The organism is Peribacillus sp. NPDC097895 (genome assembly GCF_050277555.1).
GTDB lineage: Bacteria > Bacillota > Bacilli > Bacillales > DSM-1321 > Peribacillus.
This window is the reverse complement of sequence record NZ_JBNNSH010000004.1, coordinates 325531-340782: the sequence shown is the minus strand read 5'-3', so window position 1 is coordinate 340782 and position 15252 is coordinate 325531. Positions and strand designations below refer to the sequence as shown.

The following is a 15252-nucleotide window of genomic DNA, read 5'->3' as shown; positions in this document are numbered from 1 at the left end:
TAATCATAAAGCAAAAAGAATCTTCCAATGGAGTGTACCATCAGAAAATTCCAAGCATTAATGTAAGTTTCTTTTTTCTTTTATATCTTTTATCTTTTGAGGAGTGACATCATTACCTTCTGGATCGACAACTTTTACATGCTCCAAGGTATTGGACATGGACCGTCTAAATGTTTCCAAATACTCACTTCTTAATTGTGTTTGCTCTTTCGCCTCAACTTCCGTTAATCCTTCTTCCTTTGCTTTTTTAGAAAGTTCATTAATACGGGCTAATTTTTCTTGTGATAGCATAATTTCGCTCCTTCGTAATCTGCGGATATTGTCATGGTATTAAAAAAAAAGCGAAATTACAAGTTCTATGATTGACTTTCCTGTGTATTTTGTTGATGTTCAAGAAAGCGTCGGTTTACAGTGGCTTTAGATACATGGTAGCCAAAGCCCCTTAAAGTGGCTGCGATTTCTGCAAACGTCAATCCATTAGCCCGAAGTTTAATAATTTCTTCAATAGGAATCTCCTTACGTTCCCTTCCGGTAGAATTCCTCTGATTATGAAGATTTTTTTGAGGGCGGTATCCTTTTTCAACGGCTCTTAACATACCGCGTTTTATTTTCAAATTATGTAATTTCCTTTGATATTCTTCGACAATACCGACTATCTGGATGACCATGGCATCTGAATCCGATAACTCCAGTTCCCCATCGTGTGAAAGCGTATAAATTTTCACGCCTTCTTTAAGAATGACATGGAAAAGGGCAATTTTCGCATTCCCTCTCCCCAGCCTTGTTTCGTCTTGGATTAATAGAACTTCAGCTTCTTTGGTTTTAAAAAGTTCAAGCATGTCAAAAATGCCATCACGGTTTAACTCATAACCGCTAGCCTGTTCTTTTATTATGGAAACAACTTCTACATCCAGCTTCTCTGCCAATTTGACCAATTCATCTTCCTGCCTTGCCAATGATGTTTCCTGTGACTCTTTTTCTGTGCTAACCCTGCAATAGATTACTGCCTTCATAATACCCTACCTTCGCTACTTACTGCTCGCTTGCCAAATTCTGAACAAGTTCTTCCCCTTTAACAGGTATGACAATGACTTGACCAGGTTTAATTGAATCCGCCCTGACCCCATTATGCTCTTCTATCCAACCAATGAATTCTTTTTTTGTCAAATTAGCTTCTTCATATTCTTCGGCAATTCCCCATAAGGTGTCGCCTTCGCTTACTTCTATAGAAAGGAAATCCTTTTTTTGATCGTTGTCTAATGTACAAGAGAATAAAATTGAAAAGATGAATACAGATCCCGCTAATAGAATCGTATAAATATAGTTTTTGTATAAATTTTTCATAAATATCCCTCCAAAGCGAATGTTCGTTCGTATGTTATATCCGAATTATAATACGAACGTTTGTTTCAGTCAACAACAAAATTCGAACTTATGTTTGTATAGAGATGGGGGCCATGATATAATGAAGCAAAGAAAATTGGAGAAGAGGTGCAAAAATGACTAAACTATCAAAACGGCAGCAAGATATTCTTGATTTCATTAAAGAAGAAGTTCGCCAAAAAGGGTATCCGCCTTCCGTAAGGGAGATTGGCGAAGCAGTGGGACTTGCATCAAGTTCAACAGTTCACGGACATTTATCCCGCCTGGAAAGCAAAGGACTGATAAGACGTGATCCTACCAAGCCGAGGGCCATTGAAATCCTGAATTTAGAAGAAGCCAACAGTATACCGAAAACGAATGTTGTGAACGTGCCTTTACTTGGAAAAGTAACAGCAGGCATGCCGATTACGGCCATTGAGAACATAGAAGAATACTTCCCGCTTCCCGAAAGCATGGTTCCACATGATGACCATGTATTCATGCTCGAAATCATGGGAGAGAGTATGATCGAGGCAGGAATTCATGATGGGGATTATGTCATCGTGAAACAACAAAGCAGTGCCAATAACGGAGATATCGTCGTGGCTATGACTGAAGATGATGAAGCCACTGTAAAACGATTCTTTAAGGAACCGGATTACATAAGGCTTCAGCCTGAGAACTCAAATATGGAACCCATTATTTTAAGAGATGTTTCGATACTTGGAAAAGTAATAGGCTTATATAGACAAATACACTAAAAGCGCTAAAGGCGCTTTTTTTGTTTGTTTTAATTTATGTCCCAAACTCTCTCATTATGCATATGGAAGACTAGGTTTTGATTACTTTTATTTAATAGAAGGGAATTTTAATAGGATTATTTCAATTTTCCTTTTTTCTTTTATTGCTAATAGGAAAGTAAACAATTGCCATTCGGTGCGTGGAAGCCTATGTAAATGCAACCTATAGTTAAATTTTAAAAAAGAGGAATAAATTCACGCACCCAGATAAAGTTCATGTGATCAAGCTAAAAAAACTGTACTTCCATAAAATCCAATGCTTCGGCATGCGCAGAGACTGAATCTTGACGATATGATTATCCTCAACGATTCTGAATCGTTAAACTGGCGTACCGTTGACACCTAAACCATTTTGTCCTCCAACGCAGAAAAAGCCATCAAATCCATTACTTTACTTGGATTGATGGCTTTATAAGTTGACCGTTGAAAATCTTTAAAACTGCTCGGATTACCTTTCTTTGTTAAATGGCTTCTATCGTAAAAATTACTGTGGTATAAATCCTATATAAATGGTGAAAGTTAATTTTGTACATCTTCCAATTTAAGGTGGTGAAATTATGGACTTCCCGACCATCCATACAAATTTTTGGGATGCAGTGATAGCCATTCCTACCATAATAATACTTACTCAACTGATTAAGGTTTTGTTTCATACTCCTAAAAAATTCATCCCTACCATCGCATTAGTTCTTGGCTTGTTCATTTCCATTTTCATCAGCCATAGAAATCATTTGGTTGCAGGAATTTTTATGGGCTGGTTTTATGGCTATGCAAGTATAGGCAATTACGCTGCGCTCAAAACTGGCATTTTGTCCTATAGATCATCTAATGAAAAGACAGATTAGCTATCTAGTGTATGGCCGGAGATGAAATTCATTCATCTATTAAATAACAGGCTACTACATCGTATCTATACCATCGACCACACGCAATTTATATTGCGGTATGCTGCTGTAAGAAACGAATAGGCAAACTTTTTTGTTGGTTCATCTTTCAAATAGTAACCTCTCAAGCTCCGTTGAAATCTCTTTAAGCTCCTTGGTTTCTATCTTGATGAATTTCTGGTGGTAAAGGCTTCTTTCCACTGTTTTCACGATTTTGATTTATTTCTTCGACTGTAGACAAACTAATTAATAATTGAGTTTGTCTACAGTTTTTTAGGTTTGTAAATTTTAACGTAGATTTAATCTCTGGCACTCGCTTTCGGCGCTCTTTGTGCCTGCGGGGTCTCCCTTGGACGCGTATCCCTAAGCGGGAGTCTCGGACCTTCCGTTCCAATCAACTTTGTTTTAACAGGTAGATAGAACTCCTTTTGTCTACATATTCGATAATAATGGATTTTGCCTACAGTTTTTTGGTGGGGAGAATTTGACCGCTGATTTCCCCTCCAGGCACTCGCTTTCTGCGGGCGGTCCGAGATGCCTTCAATAAAAAGAAGGCATCTTCTTACTATTTTTCAATATAAACAGAACGAATCAGCGTACGGGTCCTTTCAGCACCACTGACACTTCTTTCCATGACATCAATCGTTACATTATAAACACCCGATTTAGGTACATCTGGAAGGGTACCTGAAAAATTTTCTTTGTCCATTACTTGTATTGAGCTTTTTTCATTAATTTCATTCCCGGATTCATCTAACAAATGAACCATAAAAGTGGTGCTGATTGGCCCTTTTTTATTATTGATAGGATTCTTTATTAAAAATTTCGCATCCTTTTGCTTAACCTTTCCAGACATGCTTAATGTAATGGGATTCGTTTCGTTAAATTGTGCTGTTAACAGGTAGGCGTCAGTTGGTGACTTAGTCTTCATTCGCACTCTCCAGTCCCCAATCTCAAGGTTGTTTCCATTAAATGTTTGGATGGTTGCACCATTAAAAAAGGAAGCTTCATATTTTGCAGAGTGGACCTTTACCGAAGGCGAATGCCTTTTATTGGATGGAGAAATTAATTCAACCTCAACATCTTTTGAGGCTGTATATATGGTTATATTACCTGGGGCTGCTTCATTTACATGGAAAGTTTGTTCGTTCCAGATATTTCGTTGCAGAACACCTCCTAGAACGGTTTGTGCGAGAGCGGTTGTAATGACATCATCTTCAACTTGTTGTTTATATTTAACCATTACACTCGGAAGCTCAACAGTGGAAGCGCTTCTTAAATAGGGCTCAATTCTTGGAAATACAGCTGAACCCACTCGAATATTATCGTGATCTAAGTTCGGATCAGTAAACAAATGTGACGCATAGGGAATTTTTGAACTCCATACATTCACTAAACCATCATTTTCTCCATACGTAGATAAATATTGCCCCCCCATTGATAAAGCAGAAAGAGCTGGTCCTCTATTCATTCCTGTCACCGTGAAATACATGTTTTTACGAGAGTTAACATGGTTATCCGTGGCAGAGCGAAATTCCGCCATTTTGCCAACTTGCAAAGAATATGTTCCATCATCTTTTTGACCTAAAAGCGAACCAAGCCAACCTGCATACCAGCTATAAGCCAAATCAGCTAGATGAGAACCGTGATGTGGAGAAGCTAAAGTGATGACCCTGCCAACATATTGGTGTGCTCCATAGTGTACAAGAGCCGCTTGGGTGTCTGGTCCCCCTTTGCTGTGAGCGATAATATTTACTTTTTCTCCGCCGAAATGGTTACTGATTTCTGCAAGCATGGATGCTAACAGCCTACCATTATCATATTGGCTAGCAGATCCATTTCCAGCTGAATCATAAAGCTGAACAAAAACGGTTTGGTAGCCAGCCTCATATGCTTTGGTATACATATCATTGACACCATGATAATCCGTTTCACCGTACCAGCTTGTTGAGCTGCCATTTTTCCCTTGAACAAATACGATAGGTGGTTTATTTACGTCAAGATTGGGAGGGCTGCTCCCCAGAAACCAATCCCCTGGGCTGAAAGTTTCGGAAGGCGGCTTCAATTTTCCTGCTGTGGAAATGTCTGGTTTGGACATAAGTAATATTGTTAATATAAGGACAAGAAAAATGACATAATTGATTACATTCCTTTTCAATTGCTATCTCCTCCCATATCCTTTGAAATTTTGAATTCTCCTATTATCTATGTCCTCCTTTGCCAAGTCTGCTTTATTCATTCATAAGTTTATATTTGTACTTTTACAATCCATTACCTGCAATCTTTATAAAAATGGGAGAAAAAAACTAGAAGGAATTCATTAATATAGAGATAAAGTATGAGGATGCGTCAATGTTACTTACGGACGATTTCTATTAACTCATTTTCGATTGGGAGAGAGTGCTTAACTTTGAAGGGATATTTTCTTTAACTTTCTGCCCCGCTTTTAGTGATTCTCTTTTTTCACAAAGTACAAAAATAGGATTTTACAATAATGACACAGTCTAGCTTTAGAAATTAGGGAAGAAGACCTTTTCATCACATGCAATTTAAGTTCCTTACGTAAAAATGAGAACAAGCCCTTCTCCTTCAAAGGATAAAGGGCTTGACTATTTATGAACCTCCGTACTAATTCCTTTGAATATGCCACTATCCAATTGCCCCTAATCTTGGTGTTTTTGACAACAATTTTTCCAATAGATACACAATTAATCTCTGTATTAAACAAAACCCTTACACATTGCTAAAGAGAATTTCTTTCCAATCGCAATGGTACTAACGGCTGCTCCTACAGCAACTTTTCCATCCACTACATGAAACTCATATGGACTTTTGTATCCCCTTGGCGCGTTAGAATTGCCGATGAACAGATTTTCCATATCGTCATGACGCACATTCAGCCTTTGACCTTTCAACTACATTTAAAGTGTAGATTAGGGTCAAAAAAAATGATATCATCGATCGAGAATCCTACACATTCAGCAAACATATACGCCTTATCAATCCGCAATGGAATCTTATATTGCTCATAGTCAATGTAGGTCCTCTTGGCCATCTTTAGCACTTTTGCCATTTCTTCTTGAGTTATACCTTTATACTTCCTAGCTTGTTTAAGTGTGAATTTAACGTTTGTCATATCTTGTCACCCCCTATTATAAAAATACTATCACACTTGAAGTATAGTTTCCAACGATTTTTTGTAAAATTCACGCACTTTGAGTTTACTCACTTTCACTCATGGTGTATATTCGAGGTAGAGGTGAAGAAATATGCACATTGGTGAACGGATTAAAATGTTTAGAAAAGAACGAAAAATGACACAAGAAGATTTGGCAAAAATATTAAAAGTGGCCCCAACGGCAGTTTCAGCTTGGGAATCAGGGCGGAATAAGCCATTAATGGATAAATTGAGCATGATGTCCACCTGCTTTGAAATACCGCTATCTCACCTCATTGAAGGAACACCTATCGTTAAAAATAATCCTTCAATGGAATTTTTAAACGAAAATAATGTTAGATTAATTGGTGTCTACGGAAATATCCCTGCTGGAGAGCCAAATTTTACCCATGAATATATTGAAGCGTATATGCCGACATTAAATTCCATGCTAAAGACCGATCAGGAATACTTTTTCCTTAGAGTAAAAGGCAACAGCATGAACAAAGAATTCAGTGACGGATCCTTGATCCTTGTTGAAAAAACAACCTACGTCGATAATGGGAAAATCGGTGTGGTCTTAGTAAATGGGTACGATGCTACTGTCAAAAAAGTAAATATTAGCGAAGAAAGCATCACACTTACTCCCTGCAGCACGGATCCTTTTTATGAAGAAAAAATCTATCATATCAAAAATGATCGCGTAAGAATTTTAGGGAAAGTGGTTCAAGCGATTAAAATATACGATTGAACACTCCATGCCCTTTAGGGTTTCATTAGTGGCAATGAATAAATTGGTTACATACAACGACCCTATCTTTACGATGGTATTCTTTATAAGCATTCAATTTGGTGATACATATAAGGTACAGGCCATTTGGTTTGTGCTTTTTTAGTCTTGTTTTAATGAAACATGGATTTAAAATATCATATCCGGTTTCCAGCATCATATAAGAATCGTATAATAAAATATAATGATAAACATTCGCCCCTGTAGCTCTAGAAGGGAAGAGCGCCGGAAAACATTGTAGACACCGGGGCGCAAGGTAAGGGTTTCAGAAGCACCGAAAAGCAAATAAGCTGAGGCAGGTGCAATTCCTGCCGGTGAAAATCCGTAGGGAAGCGTGTTCTCCCCTAACCTATGCTTACGAAAGTGCGGGTTCGAATCCCGTCAGGGGCTTGTATCTCTATAAAACTGCCATTTATTATCGTAGTCTTTAAATCACTTATTTCCCCTTTTATCAAGTCTAAGGCAAATTATATTTTTATCCTATAACCCCCTTTTCGCTCTCCTTCAAAATATGTATAGCATGATTTAAACATAATGAGTAAAACGGTCACATGTTTTTGACCTTTTTTGAACCAATAAAAAAACCCTCTCTTTAAAGAGAAGGGCTTTTTACATGGTGTGCTTTCTAGAAGTTATACATAATTTAACCAATCAATTACAAATTATTCATTTCACTCGTAACTTCTGATTTACAAAAATAGTGTACTGGCTGTCAAGGTCGTTCCACTCTTTAATTTTTTGAACAGTACTGCCATAGGCCAGGCTTAAGGAATACACGGTGTCCCCGTCAACAACAGTATGGTATACCGCTGTACTTTTCTTTGTAAGATTGAAGCATTTAACGATACCGTTTACATGTCCGCGAGCGAGGGCTTCAATAAAGGAGGCCATTTTCAATTTGGCTGCGTCATTGGCATTATCGATAAATCCATTTTCAGTCAGAAGTGCAGGCATGTCCGTTTCCCGGAGCACATGTAAATCTCCTGTTTTTTGTCCTCTGTCTTGGATATTAATGAGCTTCATGACCTCTGAATGAATTTGATCTTGATACGTTTTCGTTGCCTGGTCCGTGAAGGTATAAATGTAATCCTCATAACCAGTGCCGCCTCCTGCATTAATGTGGATGGAGAGGTAGAAGTCGGCTCCCCAAGCGTTCGCTTGATTCGTTCGATCGTTTAAGGAGGGGTACGTATCTAGGGTCCTACTCATTTTTACAGAAACATTATTATATTCTATTATTAAAATATCTTTAATTCTAGTTGCAATGGATAAAGTTAAATCTTTTTCTTTTAATCCATTTCCCACCGAGCCTGGATCCGTACCGCCATGTCCGGGGTCAATAAATATTTTTACCATTTTTATCACCTCTATTAATCTTATGTCACGTCACGACATATGCTTGTACACATATCCTACCGGATTAAAAAAAACTGAAATTAATAGAGAAAATTCTTTGTTTTCCTTACTCCGCTGCCTCAGTTCTTATGGAATCTCTTCTACTCCCCACCCTTTTCTTTTTCAAAAAAAATACACCCCGCCGGGTGTTTATACCATGGTATGATCATCTTGATACAAAACACTACGACTAAAGTGCAATTAACTTTTGACTTCATTAAATGCTTTCTTCTATTATTTTACTTTGGTAAAATCAAACAGGAACTTCTATCAATTGATGGACGTGACATCATACATGAAATAACCATATTCTTATAATGGGCAAACAGGCAAGGCGCCCTTATGATTCTGCAAATGTGGGTAACAGTGCCGATGGACACTATCGATATCCCATCATTGTGATGTTCAATACTCGATTTTAAAAGGAGAAGAACGCATGACGAATGAATTCAAACGGTTTGAGCAATTGATTCAAAAGTTAGATCCAGGAAACAAGCTTATTCGTGTCTGGGACTTAAAAGGCGGAATCTCTGCACAGGTTACTGGACTTGAAGCATTACAATCTAGAGGGCAGAACATAAGAATGGTCGTTCGTCAGCATGGTGATAATGATTTGAAACGAAACCCAAATATTGCGGCAGATGAACATAAGCTCTTAAGGGTATTAAAAGCTGCAGGTTTGCCGGTCCCGACGCCATATTACTTCGATCAATCCGGCGAGTTTTTTTCCAAGCCATGTGTAATTATCGAATTTATTGATGGAAAGCCCGAATTCACTCCCTCAAATTTAAAAGAATATATCTTTCAGTTGGCAACCAATCTAGCAAAAATCCACCGTGTCGATTGTTCAAATCTAGATTTATCATTTCTGCCTATACTAGAAAACACCTATGTCGAGATGTTAAATAAGGTAATCCTGGACGAAACATTGAATCTGAGCTTGATTAGAGATTTATTAAAATCCTCCATGCCAATACCCTCACTGAATAAGGAAGTTATCCTTCACGGAGATTATTGGCCAGGAAATATATTATGGAAAGAAGATAAATTAGTTTCCATAATTGATTGGGAAGACTCAGGCTTAGGGGATCCTTTGGCCGACCTTGCAAATAGTCAACTCGAAATTTTATATCATTTTGGAATGCAAGCGATGAATGACTTCACTAATCAATATAAATGCATGATGTCGGAGGTGAATTTTACAAACTTACCCTACTGGCAATTATTTGCCGCATTACGGTTATCTACATTTCCTGAATGGGGCTTGGAAAAAAGCAAGGAAAATAACTGGCGGAAAAGGCACAAGACATTTGTTCATCAAGCGATTAACCAAATTCGTTTTAATTGATGTTTAATCATTTTTTTAAATGAGTGAAAGATCAGATAGGCCCCTGATAAAATCCCCTCTCCCTGCTAGGAAAAAGTTTTCGATAAAGTGAACCATTAATACAGTGACATTATGTAGTCATTATTTTTGATAAAGGCATTTATACTAGTCCCTTTATCACTTATTTTCATAAACTAACAATGACTTTATAAACAATATAGGAGGTGTTGATATGTATAATAAGCCATGGGGGCATCCACAAGGCGGTCAATGTCCACCACAATATTGCCCGCATCGAACAATGCCTACTCAGAATAATCCACCACAAATCTCCCCAACAAAGCATGATGTTAAAACAAATGTCAGTAACACTGTGATTCCAGTTTTTCATCCAACACATACAACTACCGTGAATAAACACTTTATCACGTATATTCCGCATACCCGAAGTGTCGTGAAAGAGTGTTATACCCAAAACTTTGTTTGTGGAGTTCCTCAACCCCCTTGTTATTCAAGGAGAATGTTCAGATATTAATAAAAAAACCCCAATTCGGGGTTTTTATTAATTCCTTCAACCTTTGAAATTTGATATTCATCATTTACAACTGTTTAAATGCAAACTCCCTATACTTTTTAAAGTGTTGTTTTTTATAAAATTCTTTTGCACCATTGTTTTCAAACCAATAATCCAATTCAATTAAATCAATATCGTTCTTTTTAGCAATATCATAGACTTCATTCATCAGTTTTTTACCGTACCCTTTTTGGGTTTGACTTTCGACGATACTGAGTTGATGTACATATACAGATTTATACGCATTTTTAAAAGCATTTTCTGGATGGTTTTTAATTTCAATCCATGCGTAACCGACCGGTTCTTCATGATCTTTTAAAAGAAGAAAAATATACCTGTTATTTTCAACTAAAGTTTTGAATGTATCCTTCATTGCACTATAGTCATATTCCTTAAAATACTTTGGATATAGTTTTACATGCAAATTGTGAACATTTTGGTTTAATTTTGCAATTATTTCATGATCGCTGGTTTGACTAACATACATAATTATCCCCCTTTCTATATCCTGTGAGTTTTTATATACAAACAAGCAACGTCCACATTCAAAAAGTACAATCCTAGCAGTACTTAAGCAGCCCATTCCTAAAACAATCTTATGGGCAGTCAAAGTTCTTTACTCCTTCTGGGTAAATAAAAGACGCGAATCAACAGTTTCAACATACTAATAAATAAAGTGGAAAATATCTTTATGATAATAGTAACCTATTTCCTTAACATACTGGAAGGTGATGATCATGACTTACCCTCTTTTTATTGTGACTGGCATTAGCGGCTCAGGTAAATCGGCAACTTCACTGGAATTGCAGAAAATCATGGTTGATTTCAATGTATTTGATATGGATCTTATCGTTAACAATGACGATTATCAAACAGCTTGTGATAATTGGTTGAAAGTTGCCTATTATAGTGCTTATTCCGGGCGAAATTCCGTATTATTCGGCAATGTACCTGATCCATATAATATTGAAATTTGCGACCATTTCCCTTTATTCAATCCAGTTCATTACCTACATCTTCATTGTAACGAAGAAGCGCGTACACAACGATTATCGGCTCGTGGCAAATGGACGACTGACAGCATTAAATATATGAATGCACTATCTGATAAATTAGTTCAAGAAGCCAAAACTTCAGTTCCACCAGTACCAACTATAGACACTTCTAACACTTCTCCACCACAAGTTGCTAAGTTAATTAAACAATGGATAATGAAGAACTTGCCTAAATAAAGAACTTTATAAATGAAGATATGAAGCTTTCTGATGAAACGCCTACAGCTTTTCTAAAAGCTCAAACTTGTCTGCTTCTGGTTTTCATAAGGAAATCCATGAAATAATGAACCTGATAATTAATTTCATTTTCTACCACTTTCCTACTCCCTACTTTCTTAGGAAAAAATGCTGCTACCCTGATGACTTTATTGATGGGCATTCAGCCAAACAAAAAATGGACAAGCTCTTAATGACCATTTTCCCACTGTCCATCAACCCCCATCATTGTTTTCTATTAATCCGCTGTTGCCGTTTAACGATTCAACTCTATTATTCGTTTCCTAAAGTCTTTGCTCTTTAGTATGTTCTCACTGGTGAAATGAGTCCTTTTGATGATAAGATTCTTGGGGGAAGTGATTGAAAATAGTAATCAATATTTAGGAGGAGTTCATCTTGAATCCTTATGCATTTTTGGCGATAGCCATCCTAAGTGAAGTGTTTGGCAGTTCGATGTTAAAAGTATCAAACGGGTTTAAAAAGTTATTCCCCTCCGTTGGTGTGGTAATTGGAATGGGTTTGGCTTTTTATTGCCTGTCGTTATCTCTAATGACCATCCCGCTTGGAACGGCTTATGCCATTTGGTCGGGAATAGGCACAGCTTTAACTGCTTTAGTGGGAGTTATCGTTTATAAAGAAAGTTTTAACCTGAAAAAATTTTTAGGTTTAGTCCTGATCATTGGAGGAGTGGTTGTTTTGAAACTCTCTAGTGGAGGCACTCATTAACAATTTAGTAATTGGAGGTCATAATTTGAAAGGTTACATAGCTTTAGGAATATCAATCATAAGCGAAGTATTTGGTACGACCATGCTTAAGTTGTCTGAAGGCTTCTCTCATTTATCCGCTTCATTTGGGGTTATAATAGGATTTGGAATAGCCTTTTATAGCTTATCTTTATGCCTTAAAACAATCCCGTTAAGCTTGGCATATGCCATTTGGGCAGGAATAGGCACAGCTTTAACAGCATTAATTGGCGTACTATTATGGAATGAGCCATTTAGTATTACTACATTAGGTGGCTTAGTATTAATCATTGGGGGAGTGGTTTTACTAAATGCTTCCCATACTCCGAAACAAGCAGAAGGATCGTCAAACTAATGGTTTGACGATCCCCCTATCCCCGCTCGTTCAAAAAGAAAAAGAGTCCAACTCGATCTCTATTAGAGAAACACGAGAATTATTGTTCCCATCCTTATTTACCTGGTTCATTTGTACACGATTTTCTTAGCCTGTCACCACATACCTCAGCCTTCATCAAGTTCTTCGTGCAAAGTCCGTAAACTTGAATTTATCGGGTCTATGTCTGGATTCACTATACTGAAACAGTGTTCCATCCATTAAATGAACCGTACTTTTCACAACTGCCACCATATTGTAGTCTTCTATGTCCAATAATTGTTTATCTTCATCTCTGCATGGTTCCACGGTAATTTCTTTATTTGAAAAACCAATCTGGTGTCCCAGTATCTTTTCAATATATCCATAAATTGAATCCTCACAAATTTCCTTTGTCAGGTTAGTTACGAACTCACTATTGAAATAGTCTTTGTCCAAAATGATTTTCTTGCCGTTGATTTGCCTGACTCGGACAACTTTCCATACTTTTTCACCTTCAGTTAAGTCAAGAAGCTTAATCATGTTTGAATCAGGTGGCTCAAGCTCCAGGGTATGGATGATCGTTTTGGAATGCATATTCAACTTTTCCACCATTTCTTTATAGGAAATCAAGCCTGCTACTGGAAAATTAAATTTGCTGAAATCCAACACAAAGGAACCCTTGCCTTTGATTTTATGAATATACCCATTTTGTTCAAGCAGGTGTAAGGACTTTCTCACAGTATCCCTCGATATTCCATATTCTTCCATAAAACTACTTTCAGATGGAAGCTTTGAATTGGTGGGAAAGCTACCTTCTTCAATTTTTGAAACGATATCACCGTATAGCGATAGATACTTACTGTTCATTTCATCACCACAATACATATTTGTTAGTCTGCTACTCCCTTTTCAACAAATAGACACATGATTCATAGGGGCGCAGGATAAAATCACCTGCATGCTCTTTTGAATCACGATAATTTGAGATCAGGAGCTCTGACTTGAATCCGGATAGGTCTGCCTCCCTTGGAATTTCGAAGGAAGCTTCTTTTGCATAAAAGTTATTGATAACCAAGAGTTTCTCATCTGCATGACTGCGTAAATAGGCGAATAGTTCGTCATGGTCGCCTAGAATTTCCTGATAGTCCCCATATGCAATGATATCATGTTTCTTCCTTAATAATATAAGTTTTTGGTAATGATAGAAGATGGAATCATGATCATTGAGTGCCTGTTCCACGTTGATGGCCTTTGCATTATCAGGCACTGTAATCCATGGCGTCCCTTCCGTAAAACCTGCATGCTCTGCATGTTTCCACTGCATGGGAGTTCGCGAGTTGTCGCGGGATTTAGCTTGGAGGATTTCGATTATATCACTCTCATCTTTGCCTTCCTCTTTTAAGATATTGAAATAATTAATCGACTCCACATCGCGGTATTGTTCAATTTGATTGAATTTCGGATTGGTCATCCCTATTTCCTCACCTTGATAAATATAGGGGGTTCCCCTAAGCATATGGATGGCCGTCGCAAGCATCTTGGCGGATTCCTTTTGATACTCTGAATCATTGCCAAACCGGGAGACGATCCTCGGCTGGTCATGGTTGCACCAGAACAGGGCATTCCACCCATTGCCTTCTTGCATCCCATATTGCCAGCTGCTTAGGATATCTTTTAACTTCCTGAAGTCAAAATCAACAATCGACCACTTTTCACCATCCTTGTAATCCACCTTTAGATGATGAAAATTGAATACCATGGACAGCTCCTTTTCAACTGGTGATGAATATTTGATGCAATGGTCAATGGTGGTTGATGACATTTCCCCTACAGTCATCACCTCTATATCCTTCCCAAACGTTTCTTCATTCATCTCCTTAAGGAATTGATGAATTTTGGGACCATCTGTATAAAAGCAACGTCCATCTCCTTCTATGTCATTTTCAAAGAATTGGGGTTTAGAAATAAGATTGATGACATCCAATCGGAATCCTTTGACACCTTTATCCAGCCAGAAGTTAATAATATTGAAGATTTCCTGCCTTACTTTCGGATTTTCCCAGTTAAGGTCCGCTTGTGTCCGATCGAACAAATGGAGGTAATATTCATCTTGTTCCTCTACATATTCCCATGCAGAGCCACCGAATTTTGAAATCCAATTTGTAGGGGGATCCTCATTTTGTGATTTCCTGAAAATATAATAATCCTTATATGCTTTCTCTCCAGCCAGTGCTTTCTGGAACCATTCATGCTCTGTTGAAGTATGGTTGAATACCATATCCAGCATGATTTGGATATCCCGTGAATTAGCTTCCTTCACCAATCTTTCGAAATCATCCATCGTTCCAAACGCTGGATCAATGGATGTGTAATCCGCTACATCATATCCATTATCATTTTGAGGTGAACGATAAAAGGGGGTCAGCCAAATATAATCCACTCCCAGTTTATTCAGATAATCAAGTTTTTCAATGACACCCTTTATGTCGCCGATGCCGTCGCCGTTGGAGTCCTTAAAAGACTTCGGATAAATTTGATAGATGGTACTTTTTTTAAAATCCTTCATTGTAAATCCTCCTCTACTTTCCCGGTT

General features: G+C 37.6%; 17 protein-coding genes. 8 read left to right on the top strand and 9 right to left on the bottom strand.

The window, feature by feature from the left end:
• Positions 1-57: 57 nt before the first annotated feature.
• The 3 genes from ACQKMH_RS20710 to yneA form a co-directional block, all read right to left on the bottom strand.
• On the bottom strand, positions 58-291 hold the full coding sequence (locus ACQKMH_RS20710; protein WP_427589276.1) for a DUF896 domain-containing protein: 234 nt from the start codon (positions 289-291) through the stop codon (positions 58-60).
• Positions 292-356: 65 nt separating this feature from the next.
• On the bottom strand, positions 357-1013 hold the full coding sequence (locus ACQKMH_RS20705; protein WP_427589275.1) for a YneB family resolvase-like protein: 657 nt from the start codon (positions 1011-1013) through the stop codon (positions 357-359).
• A 19-nt stretch (positions 1014-1032) separates the two neighbouring features.
• Positions 1033-1344 (bottom strand): cell division suppressor protein YneA, encoded by a 312-nt coding sequence (yneA, locus tag ACQKMH_RS20700; protein WP_427589274.1) that lies wholly within the window; start codon positions 1342-1344, stop codon positions 1033-1035.
• Between the two features lie 155 nt (positions 1345-1499).
• Here yneA and lexA point away from each other — a divergent pair, with 155 nt between their 5' ends.
• Complete coding sequence (gene lexA / locus ACQKMH_RS20695) at positions 1500-2123, top strand: transcriptional repressor LexA (RefSeq protein WP_230159747.1); 624 nt, start codon at positions 1500-1502, stop codon at positions 2121-2123.
• A gap of 596 nt (positions 2124-2719) precedes the next feature.
• Positions 2720-3007: a hypothetical protein gene (locus ACQKMH_RS20690; RefSeq protein ID WP_427589273.1), complete on the top strand. Its 288-nt coding sequence runs from the start codon at positions 2720-2722 to the stop codon at positions 3005-3007.
• Between the two features lie 604 nt (positions 3008-3611).
• Here the strand turns inward: ACQKMH_RS20690 and ACQKMH_RS20685 are convergent.
• Both ACQKMH_RS20685 and ACQKMH_RS20680 read right to left on the bottom strand, forming a co-directional pair.
• Complete coding sequence (locus ACQKMH_RS20685) at positions 3612-5144, bottom strand: esterase/lipase family protein (RefSeq protein ID WP_427589375.1); 1533 nt, start codon at positions 5142-5144, stop codon at positions 3612-3614.
• An 813-nt stretch (positions 5145-5957) separates the two neighbouring features.
• A complete protein-coding gene (locus tag ACQKMH_RS20680) occupies positions 5958-6182 on the bottom strand; it encodes a helix-turn-helix transcriptional regulator (RefSeq protein WP_427589272.1) in 225 nt (74 codons plus the stop codon).
• Positions 6183-6315: 133 nt separating this feature from the next.
• Here ACQKMH_RS20680 and ACQKMH_RS20675 point away from each other — a divergent pair, with 133 nt between their 5' ends.
• Entirely contained in the window at positions 6316-6954 is a 639-nt protein-coding gene (locus tag ACQKMH_RS20675; RefSeq protein ID WP_427589271.1) for a LexA family protein, read from the top strand.
• A gap of 705 nt (positions 6955-7659) precedes the next feature.
• On the opposite strand, the gene ACQKMH_RS20670 is transcribed toward ACQKMH_RS20675, so the two are convergent.
• Positions 7660-8349 carry an N-acetylmuramoyl-L-alanine amidase gene (locus ACQKMH_RS20670; RefSeq protein ID WP_427589270.1) on the bottom strand — a complete coding sequence of 230 codons (690 nt, stop codon included), beginning with the start codon at positions 8347-8349 and terminating at the stop codon, positions 7660-7662.
• A 475-nt stretch (positions 8350-8824) separates the two neighbouring features.
• Here ACQKMH_RS20670 and ACQKMH_RS20665 point away from each other — a divergent pair, with 475 nt between their 5' ends.
• Both ACQKMH_RS20665 and ACQKMH_RS20660 read left to right on the top strand, forming a co-directional pair.
• Positions 8825-9736, top strand: coding sequence for a phosphotransferase family protein (locus ACQKMH_RS20665; RefSeq protein ID WP_427589269.1), 912 nt, complete (start codon positions 8825-8827; stop codon positions 9734-9736).
• 211 nt (positions 9737-9947) lie between these two features.
• Positions 9948-10250 carry a CotD family spore coat protein gene (locus ACQKMH_RS20660; RefSeq protein WP_427589268.1) on the top strand — a complete coding sequence of 101 codons (303 nt, stop codon included), beginning with the start codon at positions 9948-9950 and terminating at the stop codon, positions 10248-10250.
• A gap of 64 nt (positions 10251-10314) precedes the next feature.
• Here the strand turns inward: ACQKMH_RS20660 and ACQKMH_RS20655 are convergent, their stop codons facing one another.
• Positions 10315-10899: a GNAT family N-acetyltransferase gene (locus ACQKMH_RS20655; protein WP_427589267.1), complete on the bottom strand. Its 585-nt coding sequence runs from the start codon at positions 10897-10899 to the stop codon at positions 10315-10317.
• A gap of 127 nt (positions 10900-11026) precedes the next feature.
• Between ACQKMH_RS20655 and ACQKMH_RS20650 the strand changes: the two genes are divergently transcribed.
• The 3 genes from ACQKMH_RS20650 to ACQKMH_RS20640 all read left to right on the top strand — a co-directional run bounded on the left by ACQKMH_RS20650 (position 11027) and on the right by ACQKMH_RS20640 (position 12659).
• Positions 11027-11521, top strand: coding sequence for an AAA family ATPase (locus ACQKMH_RS20650; RefSeq protein ID WP_427589266.1), 495 nt, complete (start codon positions 11027-11029; stop codon positions 11519-11521).
• 435 nt (positions 11522-11956) lie between these two features.
• Complete coding sequence (locus ACQKMH_RS20645) at positions 11957-12286, top strand: DMT family transporter (protein WP_427589265.1); 330 nt, start codon at positions 11957-11959, stop codon at positions 12284-12286.
• Positions 12287-12311: 25 nt separating this feature from the next.
• Positions 12312-12659 carry a DMT family transporter gene (locus ACQKMH_RS20640; RefSeq protein WP_427589264.1) on the top strand — a complete coding sequence of 116 codons (348 nt, stop codon included), beginning with the start codon at positions 12312-12314 and terminating at the stop codon, positions 12657-12659.
• 156 nt (positions 12660-12815) lie between these two features.
• Here the strand turns inward: ACQKMH_RS20640 and treR are convergent, their stop codons facing one another.
• Entirely contained in the window at positions 12816-13526 is a 711-nt protein-coding gene (treR, locus tag ACQKMH_RS20635; RefSeq protein ID WP_427589263.1) for a trehalose operon repressor, read from the bottom strand.
• 31 nt (positions 13527-13557) lie between these two features.
• Positions 13558-15225 (bottom strand): alpha,alpha-phosphotrehalase, encoded by a 1668-nt coding sequence (treC, locus tag ACQKMH_RS20630; protein WP_427589262.1) that lies wholly within the window; start codon positions 15223-15225, stop codon positions 13558-13560.
• Between the last annotated feature and the right edge of the window lie 27 nt (positions 15226-15252).

Coding starts and splice junctions, on each gene's coding strand:
- ACQKMH_RS20710 (WP_427589276.1), bottom strand. CDS start 291: ATGCTATCACAAGAAAAATTAGCCCGTATTAATGAACTTTCTAAAAAA.
- ACQKMH_RS20705 (WP_427589275.1), bottom strand. CDS start 1,013: ATGAAGGCAGTAATCTATTGCAGGGTTAGCACAGAAAAAGAGTCACAG.
- yneA (WP_427589274.1), bottom strand. CDS start 1,344: ATGAAAAATTTATACAAAAACTATATTTATACGATTCTATTAGCGGGA.
- lexA (WP_230159747.1), top strand. CDS start 1,500: ATGACTAAACTATCAAAACGGCAGCAAGATATTCTTGATTTCATTAAA.
- ACQKMH_RS20690 (WP_427589273.1), top strand. CDS start 2,720: ATGGACTTCCCGACCATCCATACAAATTTTTGGGATGCAGTGATAGCC.
- ACQKMH_RS20685 (WP_427589375.1), bottom strand. CDS start 5,144: ATGTCCAAACCAGACATTTCCACAGCAGGAAAATTGAAGCCGCCTTCC.
- ACQKMH_RS20680 (WP_427589272.1), bottom strand. CDS start 6,182: ATGACAAACGTTAAATTCACACTTAAACAAGCTAGGAAGTATAAAGGT.
- ACQKMH_RS20675 (WP_427589271.1), top strand. CDS start 6,316: ATGCACATTGGTGAACGGATTAAAATGTTTAGAAAAGAACGAAAAATG.
- ACQKMH_RS20670 (WP_427589270.1), bottom strand. CDS start 8,349: ATGGTAAAAATATTTATTGACCCCGGACATGGCGGTACGGATCCAGGC.
- ACQKMH_RS20665 (WP_427589269.1), top strand. CDS start 8,825: ATGACGAATGAATTCAAACGGTTTGAGCAATTGATTCAAAAGTTAGAT.
- ACQKMH_RS20660 (WP_427589268.1), top strand. CDS start 9,948: ATGTATAATAAGCCATGGGGGCATCCACAAGGCGGTCAATGTCCACCA.
- ACQKMH_RS20650 (WP_427589266.1), top strand. CDS start 11,027: ATGACTTACCCTCTTTTTATTGTGACTGGCATTAGCGGCTCAGGTAAA.
- treR (WP_427589263.1), bottom strand. CDS start 13,526: ATGAACAGTAAGTATCTATCGCTATACGGTGATATCGTTTCAAAAATT.
- treC (WP_427589262.1), bottom strand. CDS start 15,225: ATGAAGGATTTTAAAAAAAGTACCATCTATCAAATTTATCCGAAGTCT.